The sequence below is a fragment of the Niastella sp. OAS944 genome (genome assembly GCA_024809215.1).
In the GTDB taxonomy this organism is placed as follows: domain Bacteria; phylum Bacteroidota; class Bacteroidia; order Chitinophagales; family Chitinophagaceae; genus Niastella.
Map to the genome: position 1 here is coordinate 55400 of JANUBW010000008.1, position 19852 is coordinate 75251.

General features: G+C 39.9%; 17 protein-coding genes. 4 read left to right on the forward strand and 13 right to left on the reverse strand.

Translation table 11 applies throughout. The features are described 5' to 3' along the window. The gene (locus tag GGD38_RS26620; RefSeq protein WP_375303222.1) at positions 1 to 3138 is read left to right on the forward strand and encodes a hypothetical protein; all 3138 of its coding nucleotides are present in this window, start codon (positions 1 to 3) and stop codon (positions 3136 to 3138) included. 869 nt (positions 3139 to 4007) lie between these two features. Here GGD38_RS26620 and GGD38_RS26625 read toward each other — a convergent pair. The 9 genes from GGD38_RS26625 to GGD38_RS26665 form a co-directional block, all read right to left on the reverse strand. Beyond that, positions 4008 to 4286, reverse strand: a complete 279-nt coding sequence (locus GGD38_RS26625; RefSeq protein ID WP_375303221.1) for a hypothetical protein — start codon at positions 4284 to 4286, stop codon at positions 4008 to 4010. Positions 4287 to 4542: 256 nt separating this feature from the next. Beyond that, the gene (locus GGD38_RS26630) at positions 4543 to 5040 is read right to left on the reverse strand and encodes a TlpA family protein disulfide reductase (RefSeq protein WP_375303220.1); all 498 of its coding nucleotides are present in this window, start codon (positions 5038 to 5040) and stop codon (positions 4543 to 4545) included. Positions 5041 to 5200: 160 nt separating this feature from the next. Next, positions 5201 to 6760 carry a hypothetical protein gene (locus tag GGD38_RS26635; protein WP_375303219.1) on the reverse strand — a complete coding sequence of 520 codons (1560 nt, stop codon included), beginning with the start codon at positions 6758 to 6760 and terminating at the stop codon, positions 5201 to 5203. A 29-nt stretch (positions 6761 to 6789) separates the two neighbouring features. Then, entirely contained in the window at positions 6790 to 7647 is an 858-nt protein-coding gene (locus tag GGD38_RS26640) for an AraC family transcriptional regulator (protein ID WP_375303218.1), read from the reverse strand. An 11-nt stretch (positions 7648 to 7658) separates the two neighbouring features. After that, positions 7659 to 9287: an NAD(P)/FAD-dependent oxidoreductase gene (locus tag GGD38_RS26645; protein WP_375303217.1), complete on the reverse strand. Its 1629-nt coding sequence runs from the start codon at positions 9285 to 9287 to the stop codon at positions 7659 to 7661. A gap of 201 nt (positions 9288 to 9488) precedes the next feature. Next, positions 9489 to 9977 carry a MauE/DoxX family redox-associated membrane protein gene (locus GGD38_RS26650; RefSeq protein ID WP_375303216.1) on the reverse strand — a complete coding sequence of 163 codons (489 nt, stop codon included), beginning with the start codon at positions 9975 to 9977 and terminating at the stop codon, positions 9489 to 9491. A 492-nt stretch (positions 9978 to 10469) separates the two neighbouring features. After that, complete coding sequence (locus tag GGD38_RS26655) at positions 10470 to 10823, reverse strand: helix-turn-helix domain-containing protein (RefSeq protein WP_375303215.1); 354 nt, start codon at positions 10821 to 10823, stop codon at positions 10470 to 10472. A gap of 67 nt (positions 10824 to 10890) precedes the next feature. Next, a complete protein-coding gene (locus tag GGD38_RS26660) occupies positions 10891 to 11220 on the reverse strand; it encodes a DNA-directed RNA polymerase subunit alpha C-terminal domain-containing protein (RefSeq protein ID WP_375303214.1) in 330 nt (109 codons plus the stop codon). Positions 11221 to 11317: 97 nt separating this feature from the next. Then, a complete protein-coding gene (locus tag GGD38_RS26665; RefSeq protein ID WP_375303213.1) occupies positions 11318 to 11662 on the reverse strand; it encodes a helix-turn-helix transcriptional regulator in 345 nt (114 codons plus the stop codon). Positions 11663 to 12091: 429 nt separating this feature from the next. Here GGD38_RS26665 and GGD38_RS26670 point away from each other — a divergent pair, with 429 nt between their 5' ends. Next, the gene (locus tag GGD38_RS26670; RefSeq protein ID WP_375303212.1) at positions 12092 to 12385 is read left to right on the forward strand and encodes a hypothetical protein; all 294 of its coding nucleotides are present in this window, start codon (positions 12092 to 12094) and stop codon (positions 12383 to 12385) included. Between the two features lie 281 nt (positions 12386 to 12666). Beyond that, positions 12667 to 14397 (forward strand): GMC oxidoreductase, encoded by a 1731-nt coding sequence (locus GGD38_RS26675; protein ID WP_375303211.1) that lies wholly within the window; start codon positions 12667 to 12669, stop codon positions 14395 to 14397. A gap of 135 nt (positions 14398 to 14532) precedes the next feature. Here the strand turns inward: GGD38_RS26675 and GGD38_RS26680 are convergent, their stop codons facing one another. After that, the gene (locus tag GGD38_RS26680; RefSeq protein ID WP_375303210.1) at positions 14533 to 14880 is read right to left on the reverse strand and encodes a helix-turn-helix domain-containing protein; all 348 of its coding nucleotides are present in this window, start codon (positions 14878 to 14880) and stop codon (positions 14533 to 14535) included. A gap of 153 nt (positions 14881 to 15033) precedes the next feature. Beyond that, entirely contained in the window at positions 15034 to 15681 is a 648-nt protein-coding gene (locus GGD38_RS26685; protein ID WP_375303209.1) for a GNAT family N-acetyltransferase, read from the reverse strand. A 290-nt stretch (positions 15682 to 15971) separates the two neighbouring features. On the opposite strand from GGD38_RS26685, the gene GGD38_RS26690 reads away from it, so the two are divergent. After that, complete coding sequence (locus tag GGD38_RS26690) at positions 15972 to 16850, forward strand: hypothetical protein (RefSeq protein WP_375303208.1); 879 nt, start codon at positions 15972 to 15974, stop codon at positions 16848 to 16850. Positions 16851 to 16901: 51 nt separating this feature from the next. Here GGD38_RS26690 and GGD38_RS26695 read toward each other — a convergent pair whose 3' ends face one another. Together GGD38_RS26695 and GGD38_RS26700 are read right to left on the reverse strand one after the other, a co-directional pair. Continuing rightward, entirely contained in the window at positions 16902 to 18146 is a 1245-nt protein-coding gene (locus tag GGD38_RS26695; protein ID WP_375303207.1) for a hypothetical protein, read from the reverse strand. Between the two features lie 10 nt (positions 18147 to 18156). Further along, positions 18157 to 19446 carry a DUF4270 family protein gene (locus tag GGD38_RS26700; protein WP_375303206.1) on the reverse strand — a complete coding sequence of 430 codons (1290 nt, stop codon included), beginning with the start codon at positions 19444 to 19446 and terminating at the stop codon, positions 18157 to 18159. Between the last annotated feature and the right edge of the window lie 406 nt (positions 19447 to 19852).

Here is a 19852-nt window from a genome sequence, read left to right on the forward strand (position 1 = left end):
ATGAAAGTGATTGTTTTTATTGCTGTTTGGGTGATGTCTTGCACCATTTCAGCATACGCGCAGAACAATTTCCAACTAATTACAAGTAGTTCGGAATCAAAGGATCCTTTCGATGTTAAAATGGATAAGTACGTTTGGAGTCATAATCATTTGATTTCCAATAAAAAAAGCAAACCTCTAATGAACTCAAGAGATATTGAAAATTTTATTTCAATTGGTGAGGATGAAGATTTGTCAATAAGTCCAGACGGAAAATACTTTGCATATAGTTTGAAATATGTTCATTATGGAAAAAGAACAAATCTAAAAAATAGTTTAGTGGTGCAAGATATTGAAGGAAGTTGGCATGAAGTAATTAAAGGTAATCCTAATTCCGGTTTTTTTTCTGCTGACAGTAAGCTCTTTGTGTTTCAGCAGAATGATTCGCTATTCTTTTTATCTGCTGGTAAACATGAATGTAAGGTAGTAAGCGATATCTCGCATTATGCACATAAGAACGGTGTATGGCTGGCATACATGACTCATAATAGCAATCTTATTATTAAATCGTTAATTAGCAGACAGGAAATAATGTTTAATCATGTTTTAGATTTTGAATTTGATAAAACCGGGGAGTGGATAATTTATCGGTTGAGAAATGAGTCAAAAGACTTGATGCTTTATAATATAGTTAGTGGAAAGGAACATAAATTTTTATATGTGGATGGTTATACAATGCATACTGGAGGGAGCTCTGTATTAGTATATGAAACTATTAAATCTGATAGTGGAACCCTGAGGATGTTGCAATATTTGAACTTAGCCGACAGTAAAAAATATACAATATGGTCGACTACCGATAGTACAAACGCTATTTACAGCTATAATCTTGATGGCGGTGGTAAACAAGCGGTTTTTATTGTAAATGTTACATCCGATACGTCAAAAAGTTCCATCTGGTACTGGAAAGAGGGAATGGATAAGGCGATATTGAAAGTAAACAGAAATACTGAGGGTGTAGAGCCCAATTGGGTCATCCAAAAAGCTAATTTTACTGATAATGGCCAATATATTTTATTCTTTGCCACAGAGCAACAGTTGAATTTCACTGCAGTAGATACTAACATAGTAATGTTGGATATTTGGAGTTACAAAGATAATGTTCTTCAATCGAGGCAACAGTACATAAATTCACAGCCTAAGATATACAGTGCCGTTATTAAGACTGATAGAAATCAAGCTATTAAAATCGTGAAAGGTTGTTTTGAAAGAATAAAGGAATTCGGATTTCCTAAAGGTGAATTTGTGTTAGTGTCAAAAAGTGGTAAAAAAGTTAGTCCCAATGAACCAAATTTTGGTGGCGACAGGTTTTGGGAAAAAGATTATAATAATGACAGTGTCTGGCTTGTCTCTCTCAAAGATGGCTCCAGGCGGTTAATAAAAGGCTCAGAAGGAAAACCGGATGGTTCTATTAGATTTTCTCCTGAAGGTAAATACCTCGTATACTTTGATGCAAAAAAGCAATGTAACTATTTCAGTATCGATCTTACCACAGGGAAAGTAAACAACATATCTGCCGGGGTGCCTAGTTTTCAATTAGGCTGGAAAAATTACTTTTCACGTGCCAAGAAAGCACCGGAATCTTATGTTGGTATAGCGGGCTGGATTCAAGGAGATAAAAGTGTGCTAGTTTATGATAACTACGATATTTGGCAATTGGATCTATCGGGTAAAACGAAAGCTTTAAATATAACTAATGGATACGGTCGTCGCAATAATATCCGATTTGCATTAATCGCTAATGGACAAGATGCACAATACAATTCCGAATGGAAAGGCCAACCTCTTTTTCCTCCAAACGCATCTTTGCTTCTTAATGCATTTGATATGAAAACTAAATATTGCGGTATTTACAAAAAAGAGTTGGGTGAAATTGGAAGTTTTGAACGATTGTGGAATGGTCCATATACATTAGAGAAAGTGCCCGCTACTACGTTGAATATTGAATACCTTCAAAGCAACGGCATAAATTTTATTAAGGCTGCTTATGCTGACATGTGGATTGTGAAGCGTCAAAATACTCTAGAAGCGCCAAATTATTTTTTAACAACAAATTTTAAGGAATATAAACCATTAACAGATATACAGCCACAAAAAGATTACAATTGGCTTTCCGCACAGCTGCACACTTTTAAAAATTTGGATGGTACTTTAAGCCAAGGTGTACTATATAAACCTGAGAATTTCGATCCTTCAAAAAAATATCCGGTTATTATAGTTTTTTACAGTCAATTTACAAGGGATATATTTAAATTTCCTGTTCCGGATTATAATTGGTCGCCAATAGCACCAGGCTTTTCTCCCATGTTACTTTTAAACAACGGCTATTTGATTTTTACACCAGATATATATACAACACCACTTAAATATGGGTCTTCTGCGTTAAATGTAATTGAGGGTGCTGCTATCTATTTAAAAAAGTTGTCCTATGTTGATAAGAAACATATTGGCGGTGCTGCTCACAGTTGGTCGGCAAAATTGGCTTCCTACGTGTTTACTCATTCTCATGAACTTTCGGCAATGGCTTTAAGTGAAGGTTTTGTGTATGCTGATCTTATTAATACTGCATTATCAATCAACTACGATGACGGAAGGAGTAATATGGAAATGGTCGAAGATGGTTTTGAATATGGCAATTTATGGGAACACAAATCGACGTGGCTAGATCAAACTACTGTTTTGAATGCAGATAAAATTGAAACTCCCTTGTTACTTTATTGTGGAAAGAAAAGCTCAAAAGACTATCAAGACCAAACAATACAATTTTTTTCATCCTTAAGAAGACTTGAGAAAAGAGTTTGGTGGCTACAATATGATAACGGAGATCATACATTATTTTCCAACGATGCTAAAGACTATACGATACGATATCTACAATTTTTTGATCATTACCTAAAAGAAGCGCCTGCGCCAAGATGGATGACAAATGGGCTTCCACATAAGCTTAAGGGTATCGAAAGTCGATTAGAATTAGATCCTATGGGAAGTTGTGCTTTAAGCAAGAGAAAAGATTGCTTGGTATGCAAGAAATGGAATATGAAATGTTTTAAACAAGCCAAAATGTTTGAAGAGCCGATTAATAAATGGCATCTCGAATAATATAGAATTGAATCTGGCCGATAAGATCGCTGCATTATTCAATTCGGTAACATACATTGTAAGTCAAACTATACGGGGCCTACTTGTACATCAAAAGTAATGTTCAATGTGTGGTAGATCTACAATGCATTATCTAACTGTCAATTTCCCGAAACTTGCCCATAAACAGGTAGGCGAGTTAGGCGATAATTTTAGTTTATTTGAATCAAGTATGGAAATTAAGATTCATAAAAACGTAAATTTATTTATTCTTAAATGCGAAACGACTGTTATGTAGTGAAGATGAACGCGGTGCTAGGGGAAAATAACAGGCTTAAATGTATTTAAGGGTAGCCTAACACTCGAAATAATTCCACCAAGAAGTGCTGGAAAACAAGTTAGGCCGGTTGACAACAAAGGGGTACAGTAACAGACAAACATCTAAGTGTTCATCCCGCTTTCAGATATTTGGTGTTCTCTGATCAGTACCCGGTATAAACATTTCTAAAGATGTTGTGTGCTTATGATGCATGGAAGAATTATTTAAAATTGAGCGACCATTGGGTTTTGTCAATGCTATTACCGCTTACGCCGGAAATGATAGTCTAAAATCATAAGCGCCTATTAACGTAGACAAAGTCCAATTGATTTGAGATAATTTTATAAAAGTTGTCGATTTTCAATATTTGTAAGAGTTAAAGTCCGATTTAGAAAAGAGCCTCCCTTTCGTTATATTGAAAATAGCGCCCTTTGGGTAAATAATTCTTGGATAACGCCGTAAACAAGTTTAGGTATTGTGGCTGGAGAGAAAGGCTGCGAAGTAATCGCAGCCTTCCTTCTAAGCTAAACTCTAGTAATCCCATTTATTTATTGGGGATTTATACTAAGGTTTAATCTGTGGTTAATGTAGTTTTTGTTGTACAACTTGTTATACCAGAACAATTATTCTGTGCACTCAATTGAGTAGTATAACAAACCACATCGCCTGTACCGCCAGCATTAGTTTGCCCTGTATATAAAGCACAAGAAGAAGGGCTTGTAGGGCAAGATCCATTGCTTAATGTTGCAATAGTGCAAAATTTAGTAGTACGTTTTGCATTGAATGCCATGGCTCCTCCGGCTACGGCTAACACTAGCAGAGATAAAAGCATGATTTTTACTCTTTTCATAACATAATGCTTTTTACATCAAAAAGCTAAAGCTTAATTTAAAATGTGCCTACTCTTTTGTAGTGGTTTTCGGCTTGGCCACTTATTCGCACGAATAAACTTAAGCAAGCGTTGCAACGCTGGGTTGTTACTCATCAATAGTTGAAGTCGCCAGCATTTAGGTTGTTGTAATCCGATTGAGAAGATGAATACTTTCCGTATGGAAATATTTTCCTTAAAGGTTTATAAGCTTGGTATTTTATTAACAATTGGGGTATTACTCACTCTGTTCTGCAATCTTCTTTAGTTGACCGCTGTAGATTTTTCCTACATATGTGTTATGTAGTGTTTTGTTCTTTTTGAATACAGCTATAAAAGGCACATTTGTTATTTCAAAATAATCTGCTATGGTATTTGCGGTGTCCATTGCTGCTATTATATTAGGATATCGTTCCAGTTGATAGTCTTTACAATAGGGTTTAAACGAATTCAAAGGGAAATTTGTAATGAAATAAAATTGTATATTTTTCAAGTTCTCAAGATCTTCAATTATCTCTTTCGTTTGTGCTTTACAATAAGGGCAAAAAGGACTCAAATAAAAAAAAACAATTGATTTGTTAGATGGCAAATCTGCATTACTTAGTAAAGTAATACTATCGGTGAGCAGCAGCTTAAAAGGAGGCAAGGGTTTCCCCTTTAAGCTGGTGTTTTGAGGTTCGGATCCAAAACAACCCACCAAGGAAGCAATTATAAATGATAAAGTAAGTGTTTTCATATTTATTTTGTTTGTATGTCAGACAATGGTTAAAGGGGCGTTTTTTATCGCCTGTAGAATGATTTGTGTTTAAGAAAAAGAGCATGCCTTAAAGAAACATGAGCAATTTATCACTGCGTTGCGACCGTTCAATTATTATTTCTTTTAGTTTTTTTACTCATTAGTAAGTTGTGATACTATCAATTCCTTTGTATACCTGATTTTTTATTTTCAGTTTATTCATGTCTGTTAATTTTAAGGCTTTCATCAACTGGATCAACCAGTCTACTAATAAGAGAACAAATATTGTGGAAAGTAATATTGGAAATGACTGAAAACGTAATGCAATTGAGGCAGAACAAACGGAGAAGACTGCATTTAATAACCAAAAAATGCCACCGACAAATATTATTTTTGAGAATAAAAGGTTGTACTTCCAGCCTTTTAGCATAATATAGTATAATAGTCCAAACAACATCAGTAAGCTGATAATGCCGGAAAGAACAGAATAGAAATCTAATATTGAGATTTTGTTTTCGCCTGTATTAGTAGTTACTATCCGGTTTTTATAGCCAAACCACTTTTGCGTTCGCTCCGTCACTGTGTCAGTTTGAGAGTTATAAAAGGCCAGAAATTCAATCGGTAGGGCAAAAAACTTTTTGGAGTTGGGCCAAATAAAATAGCGCATGTAATATAAAGGGTATGTTTGGACAATGTATTTTCCATAATCCCTATAAAAAGGTGCCATAGTAGCCCATAATTTCAGTTTGTTTTGATCAGTTGTTTTTACATTTTTGAATAAACTATCTTGATATCTTCTTAACGGCAAACCTTTTGTCCACATATAAAACGTATTTGCCTGGTTTTCCTCTACATAGTAGAAAGGGTCGTTTCGAGTTTTGTAAAAGAACTTACGTACCATATTATCTAGAGCCTCAAATTTTTTAGGTACAGGTTGACGATCTTTCTTATCAACGTACCTGTAGGCATATAAGGCGTTATTGGCCAGTTGCCAGCCGCTAAATGGCGTGAATTGTTTGTAGCCGCTTAGCTTTTTATATTTATAGATATTAAAGAATATAAAAGAACTACATAGTGCCCCTGTTATCATTAATCCATATATTTTTTTGCTTAAAGGCATTCCTGACAACCAGAAGGCGGCGATGGAAATTATTGGATATATTAAGGCGTTATATCGAACTGTAAAGGATATTAGCAATACTATGGCATGCCATAGTAATATCTGATTTGAGGGGCGATAAATTATCCATATAAGTAATCCAAACCAAAAACAGCTCAATGCCAAGAATAAGCCGTCACTACTTACGAGGTTACTTAAATGAAGAAACAAAGGATTAAATACCATAAAAATAAGTAGTAAATATTGTGTTATGTTGCCCAGTTTAGTAAAATAGAAAATAGTAAATAACAAATAAAGCATACTCGATTGAATAAGTAGGTATTGTCCAGCCGTCAATGCTAAATCTGTTCTGTTAAATACACTAAATAGTCGTAGAAATTTAGAATAACCTATGGGGTGGGTGCTGATATCTAAATTCTCATGTGCCGCATTAATGTATACAAAGGAGTCATGGTGAATGTAGTTTGCAAAAGGATATAGGTATTTAAATACGGTAAATTGCAGAACAATTGCCGAAGCTGCAAGCAATATTTTCAACCTGTTTTGACGATCATACAATAAATATTGCTTGAATGATCGCTTGATATTTATGTTAGACATTTTTAATTAAGTTTAATTTATTAAATGCATTATAAATGGCAATTATTTGAGGTTGAAAAATTTCGATATTGTAGTGGCGTTGTTTGTTTTATTTTAATGAATTGTCTATGAAAATGCGCTGTGGTATTGTAACCACTTTCGAAAGCAATATCTCTTACTGACTTGTTACTTTTAATTAACTGATCACAAGCATAATTTATACGTACTTCATTTAGGAAAAATGTATAGGTTTTTTGCGTGTACTGTTTGAAGTAACGGCAAAAGGTAGATGTACTCATGCATGCGATGGAAGCCACATTCAATAGTGTAACGGGTTCTTTGAACATACTAAAAGTAAATTGAACGACTCTTTCTATGCTGTTTTTGTTAATGTAAGATTTATTGTCGAACATATGTGTAGATAGCAGGATATACTCGTTGGCAGTAGCCATTATTTGTAAACATTGTAATAGAAGAATAATGCGATTAATCTCCGATGAAGTTTCCAGCATTTTTAATAATGGATTTAAGCGAGATGAACTATTCCCAATAAACTTTAAGCCATAACAAGCTATGTTAAATAGTTTTTTAATTTGACTGCATTCTGGGATACTTGTAAACTGTTGACTAAAAAAGTCATTATCAAAATGAACCACTACTCCAGTAAGTTGCTGTTTGCTTTTTTTTTGAAAATAATGGGGCATATTGGTACCTAAAAAAAATATATCGCCTTGTGCGAATGTTTCTACATAATTTCCTATGAATGCCAGGCCTGCCCCTTTTGTAAATAATATGATTTCATACCCCGTATGAGGGTTCCGGCTGCCTTCAAAATATGTGCCTCCGCATGTTTGCACAACCAACGATTGGCCATGCGGTAATTCCGATTGCTGAACAAATGACTTCATTTTATTTATTATTATTTCTCCAATTGAGGCTTAAATGTGGATTTAGTTTTAGGTATTAGGTGGAGCGTTTGTTTTTTCTCATGATACTCTTGCTCCGTATTAATCGACCATATATTTCCTTTGCTGCTAACGCCTTCATAAATATTATCCACCGCCACCATCGCCGTCAACATACTATGATCACTATTGTTATACTTATGCATCCCATTACGACCAATTAGAAACAGGTTCTCAAACTGGTCAGTGTATTCCCTGACTTTATCAAATCGATCATAAGTGCCAAAATAAGCCGGATATGTTTTCTCCATCCGTTGCACCGTACTATCCAGTACATCTTCAACTTTAGCAAGGCCCATTTTCTCCAATTCTGCAATGGCGGTTCGTTCAATTTCTTCGTTAGTTAGGCTCCAGAACGCATCGCCTTCATTGCAGAAGTATTCCATGCCCAGCCAAACAGTATTAGGGTCTTTAACCATATAGGGGCTCCAGTTGTTGAAGATCTGAAGACGGCCTACTTTTACATCCTTTTCCTGTATATATATCCATGTGTCGGGTAGTATCTTATTATTGTCGGGCGGCGTTAATTTTTTCAACAGCACACCTATGGTAATAAAATCACGATACTGTAAACCTGCTGCAATTTCTTTTACATCGTTGGGAACCTGTCCATTCATGCCGGCTATAAGTTCCTGTACAGGCATGGTGCTGAAAAAGTAATCGCCTGTATATTCTGTTTGTTTACCGGTTTCTTTATTTTCGGTAATAACCCCTGTTACCTGGTTGCCAGTTGTCACTGTTCCTTTAACATATTCATTCATAATGATGGTTCCACCCATTTCCTGTACCTGGCGCGCTACTTCTTCCCATAACTGGCCCGGACCTAATGCGGGATAAAGAAATTGTTCTATCAAACTGGTTTCGGTGTCCTTTTGCGAAATATCAGTTGTCTTCTTTTTCTTTACCATCGTTTGCGCGGCATGTTGTATGGCCTTACTGATAGATACACCCTTGATACGTTGTGCGCCCCATTCGGCAGAGATCTCATTACAGGGTACACCCCAAACTTTCTCTGTATAATCTTTGAAGAATAATAAATATAGCTTAACACCAAAGCGGTTTATTAAAAAGTCTTTCAGGCTTTTTTCCGGTTTGCGGGGGAATAGTTGTGCCTTTATGTAGGATACTAGAATACTAGTCGTTCTGATAGGTCCTAACTTGCGTAATGTATCTATTGATAGTTGAATAGGGTAGGTAAAGAACTTGCGTAAGAAATAAATGCGTGACAGGCGTTTACGTATTAACATCATCTTACTCTCATCTTCGGGGGCAACCCGTGAATGGGTTTCTTCCTGTTTGATAGTACGCTGATTTCTCTGATAAGTAATAGTACTATAAGTATCGGCAGTGGGTTGAACGGGCATGATATTCAACCACCAGTTCATTACCCGGTCGCTTTTTGAGAAAAAGCGGTGGCCGCCGATATCCATTCTATTTCCTTTATAATTGATCGTTTTAGAAATGCCACCTATGTCACCCGATTTTTCAAGTATGATCGGTTTTGTATCCGTTCTTTTTAACAATTCGTACGCTGCAGTTAAACCAGCAGGCCCGGCGCCTATTATGATTGCTTTTTTACTCATTTCCTTACATTTCAAAATTTACTTAAGATCATTTTCCAGAAGAACAGGATGCGGTACGGATGGCCGCTCATGGTGAGCCGTATACCACATCTTCAATGTCAAAATCCTTTACCAACAGTGTATTGCCGGTTGCCTGGGCAATGCCCGTATGGTTAGCCGCATCCTTTCCCTGGTTTACATCTTGAATTATAGTAATAGAGGTCAGTTGCTTTGCTTAGATCGTCGTAATTGTTTTTCTAACCGTACCCCAGCAAATGCCAGCAGTATAAATACACTATTAAAGATCAGGTGATCTCGCCACGAGAGTAACGATATTATACCGCCACAACTACAGGGTAATTCCTTTGCAAATAGCATAATAGCGCCTATGTATATAGTAAATGCGATCATTAAAAATAAAGAGGCATATAATCCCTTTAACCGCCACCGGGGTATTATAAGCGTTGCACACACAATGAACTCTGCTAAGGGTAATGCCCAGGCAATAAACGGGGCAATTGGTTTTAGTATAGGTGATTCGGCTATCTGCTCTTTAAATACTGCGTAGTCCATCAGCTTGCTTATTCCTGTATACAAAAACAGGATCATGAACAGCATAGAGATTATTTCAACAATAGTCGTTTTGGATAGCCATGAAAACGAGAAGATTCTTGCAAATACATTTCGGTTTTGAACTACAGGCCCTTCCATATTTGATAATGTTTAATAGTTGTGTTAACTGCTCCGGATAAAAGCGGTGAAAGATGAGCGACATCCTCCGCCTTGCGGATACAATTCAGGAAAAAGCATTCATTGACCCTCGTTACTATTCATAGAACTGCCTCACCAGCTTTTAGTTCCGGATACCCCACCCAGCCTCCCCTAAAAGGGAGGTGAGGAAAACTTTAGTATTAGTATGTTCTTAAATGGTGTAGGGGTGTAGTATGAATGTAGGTTGGTATAGCTTGTTCGCCTTTGCCTAGAATTCGTCGGGCGAGGCCGGCGATGCTGCAGTTCGACAACCACGGCGTACCGGCGGAAACCTTATCCTTTGTTGAGGATAATATCGGTTTGTACTTTATGGTCCTGTACAATTAGTTTACAATACCAGCGAATCATTCATTCTTGATGCAAGTTACAATCACTTCTTTCGCATTTTTGCTCCATTGTTTTGCTTATTTGTAAGAATGTTTATCATTCTTGCTACATATACTTGTTCAACCACTCGGTGGGGGTTATCCCAAACTCCTTTTTAAACGCCCGGCAAAACGAACCCTGGCTGCTATAAAAGCATTTGGCTGCTATTTGCTTCTTGGTCATACCCGACTCAAGATATTTCTTGGCAACCTCTAACCGCTGCCGCACCTGGTATTCTTTTATACCGGTGCCATGTACTTCTTTAAATGCTTTTTCTACCGAGCTCCTGTTCGGCATACTTACATTTTCAAGTAATGCAGCAGCTGTCTTATACTGAAAGGGATTGCTGTCAATATGCTCCTTTATACACTTAACGGCATCGAGCACGTACTTTGAAGAAGACCTTACACTGTTGATCATGTGGACAAGGTTTTACTTACTAAAAAAATATTTAGCCAGTAAGGTTTATCATCGTGTAACTGCGTAGCTATTCTGTTCTTCCTGCCTTAACCTGGGCCAGCTTTTCCTTTAGTTCAGCCAGCACCTTGGCGCCGGCCCCTTTTAATTGCTTTAAGTTGTCCCAGTCGGCCGACATTTGTAAAAGTTGACCTATGGTGGTTATTTTATTATACTGTAGAATATTTAATGCGCGGGTTGATAGTTGGAACTGCTTTATGCTGGTGTGGTATAACTGCTCATCGGCCTCCAGCGTATGGATATGCTCCCATAACCAGCTGGCAATAAGTTTGCACTGCTTTAAATCAAAGTGTTGTAGTGTGTGTTGCAAATGGGCTATTTCATGGTCGTACCTGTTCATATACTATCATGTAAACAGAAAAAAGCATGACTGTAATTTACTGCCATGCTTTATACCATTTTGTACCATTGTTGTACCTTTTTGCAACTTTATGGGGCTATGATCTCATCCAGTCGGTTGGCGTCATGTTAAACTCTTTTTTAAACGCCCGGCAAAAAGCGCTTTGCGAACTGTAAAAACATTTATTCGCCACCCGTTTTATGGGCATGCCCTCCAGTAATAACAGTTTGGAAGTACCCAGCCGTTGTTTTAACTGGTACTCTTTTATTCTGTAACCATATTCCTGTTTAAAGGCATGTTCCAATATTCTTCGGTTAATTGTACTGGTCCTATCTAACAAGTCGCTGCATGTTTTGTATTTTAACGGGGATCTCTCCAGTTGCTGTTTTATGTTTGCTACAGCACTGCGCACGTAAAAAGAATATGGATGGTTGTTGCGCATTCCACGTATTATTGTTTGTGCGGGTCTTAAATAAGTAAAGGAGGCTGAACATCACCCGGGTAAATATCGTTTGCAGTATATGGTAAGCAATAGGATAGGAGTGCAATAATCCTGTATAGGGTATTGCATACGTGCAAAATATAATTATCCGCTACAACTCTTCCGGGCACAAATTGCCGGAGCCTTTAACCATGGGCCTGTGACCTTTTAAGCGCAATTTAGATGGAGCCTTTATACCTTTTTGCTCTATTACATCATCTTTTGCCTTTTTTACGTCATAGATGGACCGCGTATGTTGGGCGGAAGGGAAAAAACGCATAAAATAAAATGCGCTTACTGTGCTAGTAAGAACCTTGTATATATATGTTTAAAATCAATGCATGCCGTTAATTCGATTAATAAATAGCTTTGTATATAAATGATGCTGCTATGGAGGCTTACCCCCAAAATAATGGCCGGCATAAAAAACGACCCAACTATTTACATGCTGTTGTAGAAGCAAAAGGCTACATCATAAAAGCCTACGAAAAAAGAATACGTAAGCTCGATAAATACCTGAAAGACGGCATTATAGATGAACAACAATACCTGCAACTGCGTACCGAATTTGCCCGCAAAGCCGATACCCTGCTTCGCTGCGAAATAAGAAGCCAGGAAGATTATTCGCATATCAGGTTAATGGCCGTGTTTGATACGGCGGAGGCGCATGAATTCAAACTATGATGGTGAGTAATGAGTGTTAGTTGGTTAGTGGGTGGCAGGCTATAAGCAGTAAGCTATAAGCTGTAAGCAAAGACAGAATACAGCTGCAAGCCCCAAGCCGCAAGCAAATACAGCCTAAAGCTCAAAGCTAAAAGCCTAAAGCGAATACAAATACAGCTAAAAGCAAAGAACTAAAAACTTAAAACTAAAAACTAAGAACTACATCTATAAAAAATTAATGTCCAAATCACACATAATCCCCTTTAATTCTATAAATTGAACTTCTATTAAAAAACGATGCTATGCCAGGGGATTCGCTCAATGTTAACAGCAAAGCTGTTATCCAAAACACATATGACGCTATTGTAGTAGGTTCAGGTATCAGCGGTGGCTGGGCTGCCAAAGAACTTACCCAAAAAGGCCTGAAGGTGCTTATGCTCGAACGCGGCCGAAACATAGAACACATTAAAGACTACAAAACTGCCAACAACAACCCGTGGGATTTTACACACCGCGGTAAACAAACCCAACAAATAAAACACGACCTGCCGGTGGCTACCCGCGACTGGGCAGGCGGTACCATCGTTCATGAAGAGAACGCCGCCTACTGGGCTAATGAAAAAGACTGCCCCTACGTTGAAAAAAAGCCCTTTACCTGGTGGCGCGCTTACCAGGTGGGTGGCCGCTCATTATTATGGGGTCGGCAAAGTTATCGCCTCAGCGATTTTGATTTTGAGGCCAATGCCAAAGACGGCTATGGGGTCGACTGGCCCATTCGTTATAAAGACCTGGTGCCCTGGTACGATCATGTGGAACGTTTTGCCGGCATCAGCGGTAGTAAAGAAGGCCTGCCCCAATTGCCCGACGGCCAATTTCTTCCACCCATGGACCTTAACTGTGTGGAGAAGGATGTAGCAGCCCGCATAAAAGAACACTATAAAAATCAACGCCATTTATTTATAGGCCGGGTGGCCAATTTAACGGCGCCCATTGAGGGCCGTACGCAGTGCCAGTTCAGGAACCGGTGCTGGGAAGGCTGCCCCTTTGGTGGTTATTTTAGTACCCAGTCGAGCACCTTACCAGCCGCAGTAAAAACCGGTAACTTAACGGTAAGGCCCTGGTCGATAGTTACCAAACTCATATACGACAAAGACGCCAAACGGGCCAAAGGGGTGGAGGTGCTGGATGCCGAAACCAATAAAACATATGAGTTTTACGCAAAGATCGTTTTTGTATGTGCCTCAGCGTTAAACTCAACCTGGGTGCTGATGAACTCTGCTACTGATATTTGGCCGGGTGGGCTTGGTAGCAGCAGTGGTGAACTGGGCCACAATGTAATGGACCATCACTACATGCTGGGTGCAAAAGGATTGGTAGAAGGGTATGAGGATAAATACTACTATGGCCGCCGCGCCAATGGTTTTTATATTCCACGTTTTGCCAATTTGTTTGGCGATAAACGCGATTTTCTGCGGGGCTATGGTTACCAGGGCGGCGCCAGTCGCGATAACTGGTCGCGCGATGTGGCCGAAATGGGCGTGGGCGCCGAACTGAAAGAAGCGCTTACCGAACCGGGCGCCTGGCATATTGGCGCCACCGGTTTTGGCGAAGTGTTGCCTTATCACGATAATAAGATCACCCTCGATACCTCGGTTAAAGATAAATGGGGACTGCCCGTGCTGGCTATGGATGCCGAATTAAAGGAGAACGAGTGGAAGATGCGCAAAGATATTCTTAAAGAACTGGTGGCCATGTTTGAAGCGGCCGGCGTAAAAGATATTACCACCTGGAATGCCGATAATTATGCCATAGGGCAGGGCATACATGAAATGGGTACGGCCCGCATGGGCCGCGATGCCAAAACATCGGTGCTTAACGGGCATAACCAGGTATGGGATGCACCCAACGTATTTGTTACCGATGGCGCCTGTATGACATCATCGGCCTGCCAAAACCCTTCGCTTACGTATATGGCGCTTACGGCAAGAGCGGCGGATTTTGCGGTGAGTGAGTTGAAGAAGCAGAATTTATAGTTGCCATAGACCTGTAAGGTCCATCATAGAGGCTTGCCTTATGGTTAGCTAGCATTGGACCTGACAGGTCGTGCTATAATTCGACCTGTCAGGACCGCATAGACCATCTGATTGTGCAAACTCAAATGGCGGACCTTACAGGTCTTCTCTTTTCTGTTTTCTCCACTCTGTAGGTGTTAACCCAAACTCATTTTTGAACAGCGTTGTAAAATGCGTTACATGGCTGTAACCAATATCGTAGGTGATATCGGTTACCGACATTTCGGTGGTCAATAATAATTGCTGCGCTTTTTGTAATCGCAACTGTTGTAAATAGGTATGTATGCTTTGCCCGTACAACTCCTTGAACCCTTCCTTCAGCTTTGCTTCATTAATGCCCGTTTGCCGGGCTAATAGTGGAATGGTAATGTGTTTATCGAAGTTTTCGGCAAGTATCGTTTGGGCCCGTTGGATATATTGTATATCCTGATTACTTAAAGGCATAAAATAAGGTTTAAAAATGCGCTGGTTGCGTTTGTTAATGAACATACGCGCATTAACAAACGAAGTTAATTAATCAATCAATTATGTATGTGCCTTTTCTGGCTCAGAAGTATTAGAGTGGATTACAACCGTGGATTTTAACGCTTATATAATTTACACAAGTTTTTTTATTTGTTGTTGCCAGCTGTCAGAAAACCGCTCGTGTTTTTCGCGCGAATACAGGTAAACATGTACGCCCGGCCAGTTATAACGGTTGCTTACTGCGAAACCTAAGTGGTTAGCCAGATTAATAAAATGTTTTTCCCGCTCATGCAATACCCACGCTATTCTGTTTGCCTGCGGGTAACTGAAGAAATACTGCAGGCTGCAGCTTACCGCATTCATAAGCGTTTTACGACTGTTTATAAGGGTTGGTGATGTTATTATGTTGATCATATGGTCGCCTCGTTCAAGCATATAAAAACCTGTTTCATATTCTGCCAGTTGTTTTTCGCCATCGCATATTTCAAGCAATAAACCAGGTGTATTGTTTATTAGTACAATAAGCGGTTGCGCAAAATCGCACATCAGCATGGTGGCATAGGTTTCCTGCAAATGTTTTTCGGGCAGGCGAAACGGTTGTGATGTTGAACGGGCCATTTCACAGCTCATCCATTTGCTTATAAAACGCCAGTCGCCGGGTAACTGTAATGGCCGCAATGCTATCGTTAACTTTCCATGGTTAAGGCTTTGCTCATGTACCACCCCGGTTTTGTTGTTGGGCATAAGCGACGCATACAAAGGCGTATTCATGTTGTTCATGGCACAATCATTAGGTTTAATAATTAATAGTACGTACCGTTTAGCTAAAAAAATCGCTTCGATAAAGGGAATAAAATCCCGGCGACCCTGTAGGGCGCTTGCCGGAATGAAGTAGTTTTAAATGAGAACCGCCATTGCACGCGGTAGGGCAATATAAAGAACCTGAGCTTCTTTTGTTTATGAAATCGGAAGAAAATATTTACAGCTGTTAAATTCTTATTGCCTGTTTCGATTTGGCAAACCGTATTGCCGGTATTTTTAATACCTTGGTTTCCTTATTATTAAACCCCATGTGTTCATTCAATTACAGGCATCTCGTATTTTTTGTACTGGCCGGTTTGCAGGCATGTAGTAATAAGAAAGGTGAAGATAGCATTGCCGGTTTTTATATTACCCCACAGGAATTTGCAGTTAGTGAACCTGCGCTTAATGAGGCATCGGGTATTGCCGATAGTAAAGCAAACCCCGGCTATTTATGGGTTGAACAGGATAGCGGCAACCCGCCCAGTATTCACCTGTTACAACACAATGGTACCTGGTTAAAGTCAATTCACCTGGCCAATGTGGTTAACCGCGATTGGGAAGATCTTGTTTTGGCTGCCGGACCGAAGCCCGGTGTGCAATACCTTTATATTGCAGAAACCGGCGATAATTTACTGGTGCATACTGATTATGCCATTTACAGGCTGGAAGAACCAACAGCGGCCGCCGATACCGTTAAACAGGTTGATAAGATCGCGTTTTTTTATCCTGATGGAAGTCATAATGCCGAAGCCATACTGGTTGATGGCGATACAAAAGATATTTATATCATTACCAAGGTAGACAGGCGATCGAAAGTATTTAAGCTTACGTACCCGTATAGTACTACCGTAGCCAATAAGGCGGAAGAAGTGGGTGTTCTTACCTATAATTTAGCCGTTAGTGCAGCCATATCGCCATCGGGTAAAGAGATTGTTGTGAAAACATACGATGCTATTTATAGTTACCCGCGCAAAACCAGCGAAACCATTATGCAAACGCTGGCGAAAGAACCGGTAAGCCTGCCTTATACACAGGAACCGCAAGGTGAGGCCATTGTGTTCTCAAATAATGATTCGGGTTATTATACCCTCAGTGAGAAAGCCCTGGCCTCATCGGTAAAGTTGTACTTCTATAAAAGGAAATAAAAAAAGAGGCTTTCAAATGAAAGCCTCTCTTAAAAGTATAGAGATTATATTCTAGTCGTATTTTCTTCCTTTGCTGTACAACACTTCTCTGTACGAGAGCGACAGGGTGAATTGAACATAATTTTCGCGCACCAGGTTGGCGCTAATGGTTCCGCGGCGGCCGCCTTCAACTGCAAGGTTGTATGCGAAAGCACGGCTTAAATAACCACCAAAACCAATGGTGGCGCCTACTTCATTTATCTCCTGCCCCTTTACCTGCAAATAAGATTTACCGGTAAACAAACCTGCCTGGAAGTAATTCTTTTCGGCAGTAAAACCATAGCGTTGTACTTGGTTGCTGAGTTGGAAACCGGCAGAAATGCGTTCGTTATCCCTCATGGTCCAGGTGGTACCGCCGGGGTTCAACTTGTTCCAGTTACCATAGCTATAGTCAACGGTGAACGTGGCGCGGCCTTTATTCACCAGCGCAATACCGGCATCATACTGCCAGGGCAGGGTAAAGGTACCGTCGGCCAGCACTTTATCTTTTTCAACGTAAGAATTACCTTCTGTTACAGTAAGCGTTTTTTCGGAAGTGAGGTCGTTTTTAGTGGTTACTTTACCGCCTACTGAAAAACGCCAGTTCTTATTGATCTTGGCGCCGTAAATGGCACCACCTTCAAACCTGAAACCGGTATAATAACTGGTGATCTGTGAAACCACTGGTGTATTAAGGGCATTGAGCGTTTCGGTTTGGTTAATTGAACCGAAGATCAAATTTGAGCGTACGCCCAGCGCCAGGTGTTTGCCTATGGCAAAGGCGTTGTTCCAGAACAAATTGTGCAAACCGCCATTACCGTCGTACTGACCGGTATAGGTGCTGCTTGAACCTTCGATGCTTTTTTGCGCCGTGAACGAATAGTTCACATAGCTGAAGGGTTTAAAACCTACGCTGCTGGCCCAATGGTTCGATAATTTGCTTGAAATGGAAATGCGTTTTATTGTTACGTCTTTGGTAGAGCTGTTATCGCTGGTGATATTATTGCCTTTGAACGATACCGTTTTACCTACCAGTGCCAGGTCAACCTGGGCAACGCTTCTTTCTAACCCCATAAGTGAGGCCGGGTTTTTATTGATAAGAAAGCCCGGGGTAGACAATATTGATATAGATGTATTGGCCATACCGCTGCTGCGGTCTGGCTGCAGTTCCTGAATTTCGCCCACGCCATATACAGAATATGGTGAACTCATATTCTGTGCATTGGCCTTACTCAAAAGCACCACAAACAGCCCAATCAGTACAATTAGTTTTCTCATTATATAGTGGTTATTCGATTGTCAAAAGGTTTAAGATCAGTTTGGTTTGGTAGAACTCGTTCTGTCTGCTGCCAATTACAGCGCGGTTGATCTGTTTGGCTGCCCCCATTTCTGCCTCCATAATAAATAACCCGTTTTCGGCTGTGCCCGGGGTATTGAGCAATGCGTTTATATAGGAAGTGATATTGAACGAATAGTTGGTGTTAACGCCATACACATCATCGATCACAGGGGCACGTTGTTGAACGCCCTGGCCGGTAGTATCTAAGATGGTACCAGTAGCCTCATTCGAAGCATCGGTTGTTTGCAGGAACAGTGGGTTGGGCAGTTTGTTGCCATAATAATTATAGGAGCCTCTTACCGGTTTTAATATCAGCCGGGCATCCATAAGCCGCACCACATCATTTATTTTAAGTACCTCACGTAAGGTTGGGAATAATGCTTTCAGGTATACGCCGGTACCTGTTTGGGTAATGGCGAATGGATTGGTAGCAGTTGCAAAGAATTCCCGTTGCTCGGGGCTCGATTTCTGTAAAGTTGTACCCGTTCTGTCGGTAATAATGCGATTGAACTGGTAATTGGTACGGGTAAGTGCAAATTGAATTACCTTATCCTGTTTAACAGGAAGGGTAAGGTGATAGTGTAACCGTACTATTATGCTGCTATCGGTCATGTTAAAGCCATACACTGCACCACTGTTGGTATTGGTAGGCTTTATAGCAAGGCCTTTAAAATATTCGAGGAACAGGTTAGCGCTGGTGAACTGGTTGGCCTTGGTTTGTATTTTGGTATAGAAGTCCTGTCCCAGAGCCTGGGGCAGTCGTAACACAATAGAATCTTTTGACGAAGGTCTGAGTATTTTTGAACCGGTAACCAGGGGAACCGTTTTTACCGGAACATCAGATGTATTGTAGGCGTCTATGTGGTTTTCTTCGGGGGTAGGCTGTTGGTTCAATTCATACACCGAGATGTCGAAGGGCTGGGTGGTATCTCCGTAGTAGTAACCATTGCCCCGCATATAAAGTACAATTGAATCGTATACGGCGGTTTTGGGCAGCAGGGTAGCTGCATCTTCACTGAGAGTAGGTAAGCCAATTTGGAAAAAAGTGCTGGCATTTGTTTTCCCTGTATAAGTGTCGTGATAATTGCCTATAAGGGCCAATCCCTTGTTCGCTGTTACAAATGAGTCTTTTACATAGCTGGATAGTAACACCCCAATTGTATCAACCGTTATAATGCGGGTATGGCTTTCGGCCAGGTCACTGCCCACCTGGATCTCTTTTTTGTAGCACGAAGACAAAAGACAGGCAAAAACTAAGCAGTAAGTAAAAATGAAAGGTACCCTTTTGTTTATCTGCATATTATGTTTAGTGAGTGATTGTTAATGCTAATCAAGGACGGTTTTGGTTAATTATGGCAATCCCGGCTTTTTCAAGCGGGTGTAAAGTAATGGAATATCAGGTTTATAAGTTTCGGCTGTTGGTAATATTGTTTTCATTTTAACACCTCTTTGTGTTCGCATACCCACTTTCTGCCATAGCTTGTGCGCGCGAAAGCGGCACCCATTGCGACCAAACACGTAATTTATACGCGGGGCAGCACCAAAATTTGTTATTATATATTATTGCCACCGAATAATCGACTAAGCTTTTATTTTTGCCGGTGGAAACTAAATTTCAAATGTGCAGCCGAAATTGTGCAAATTT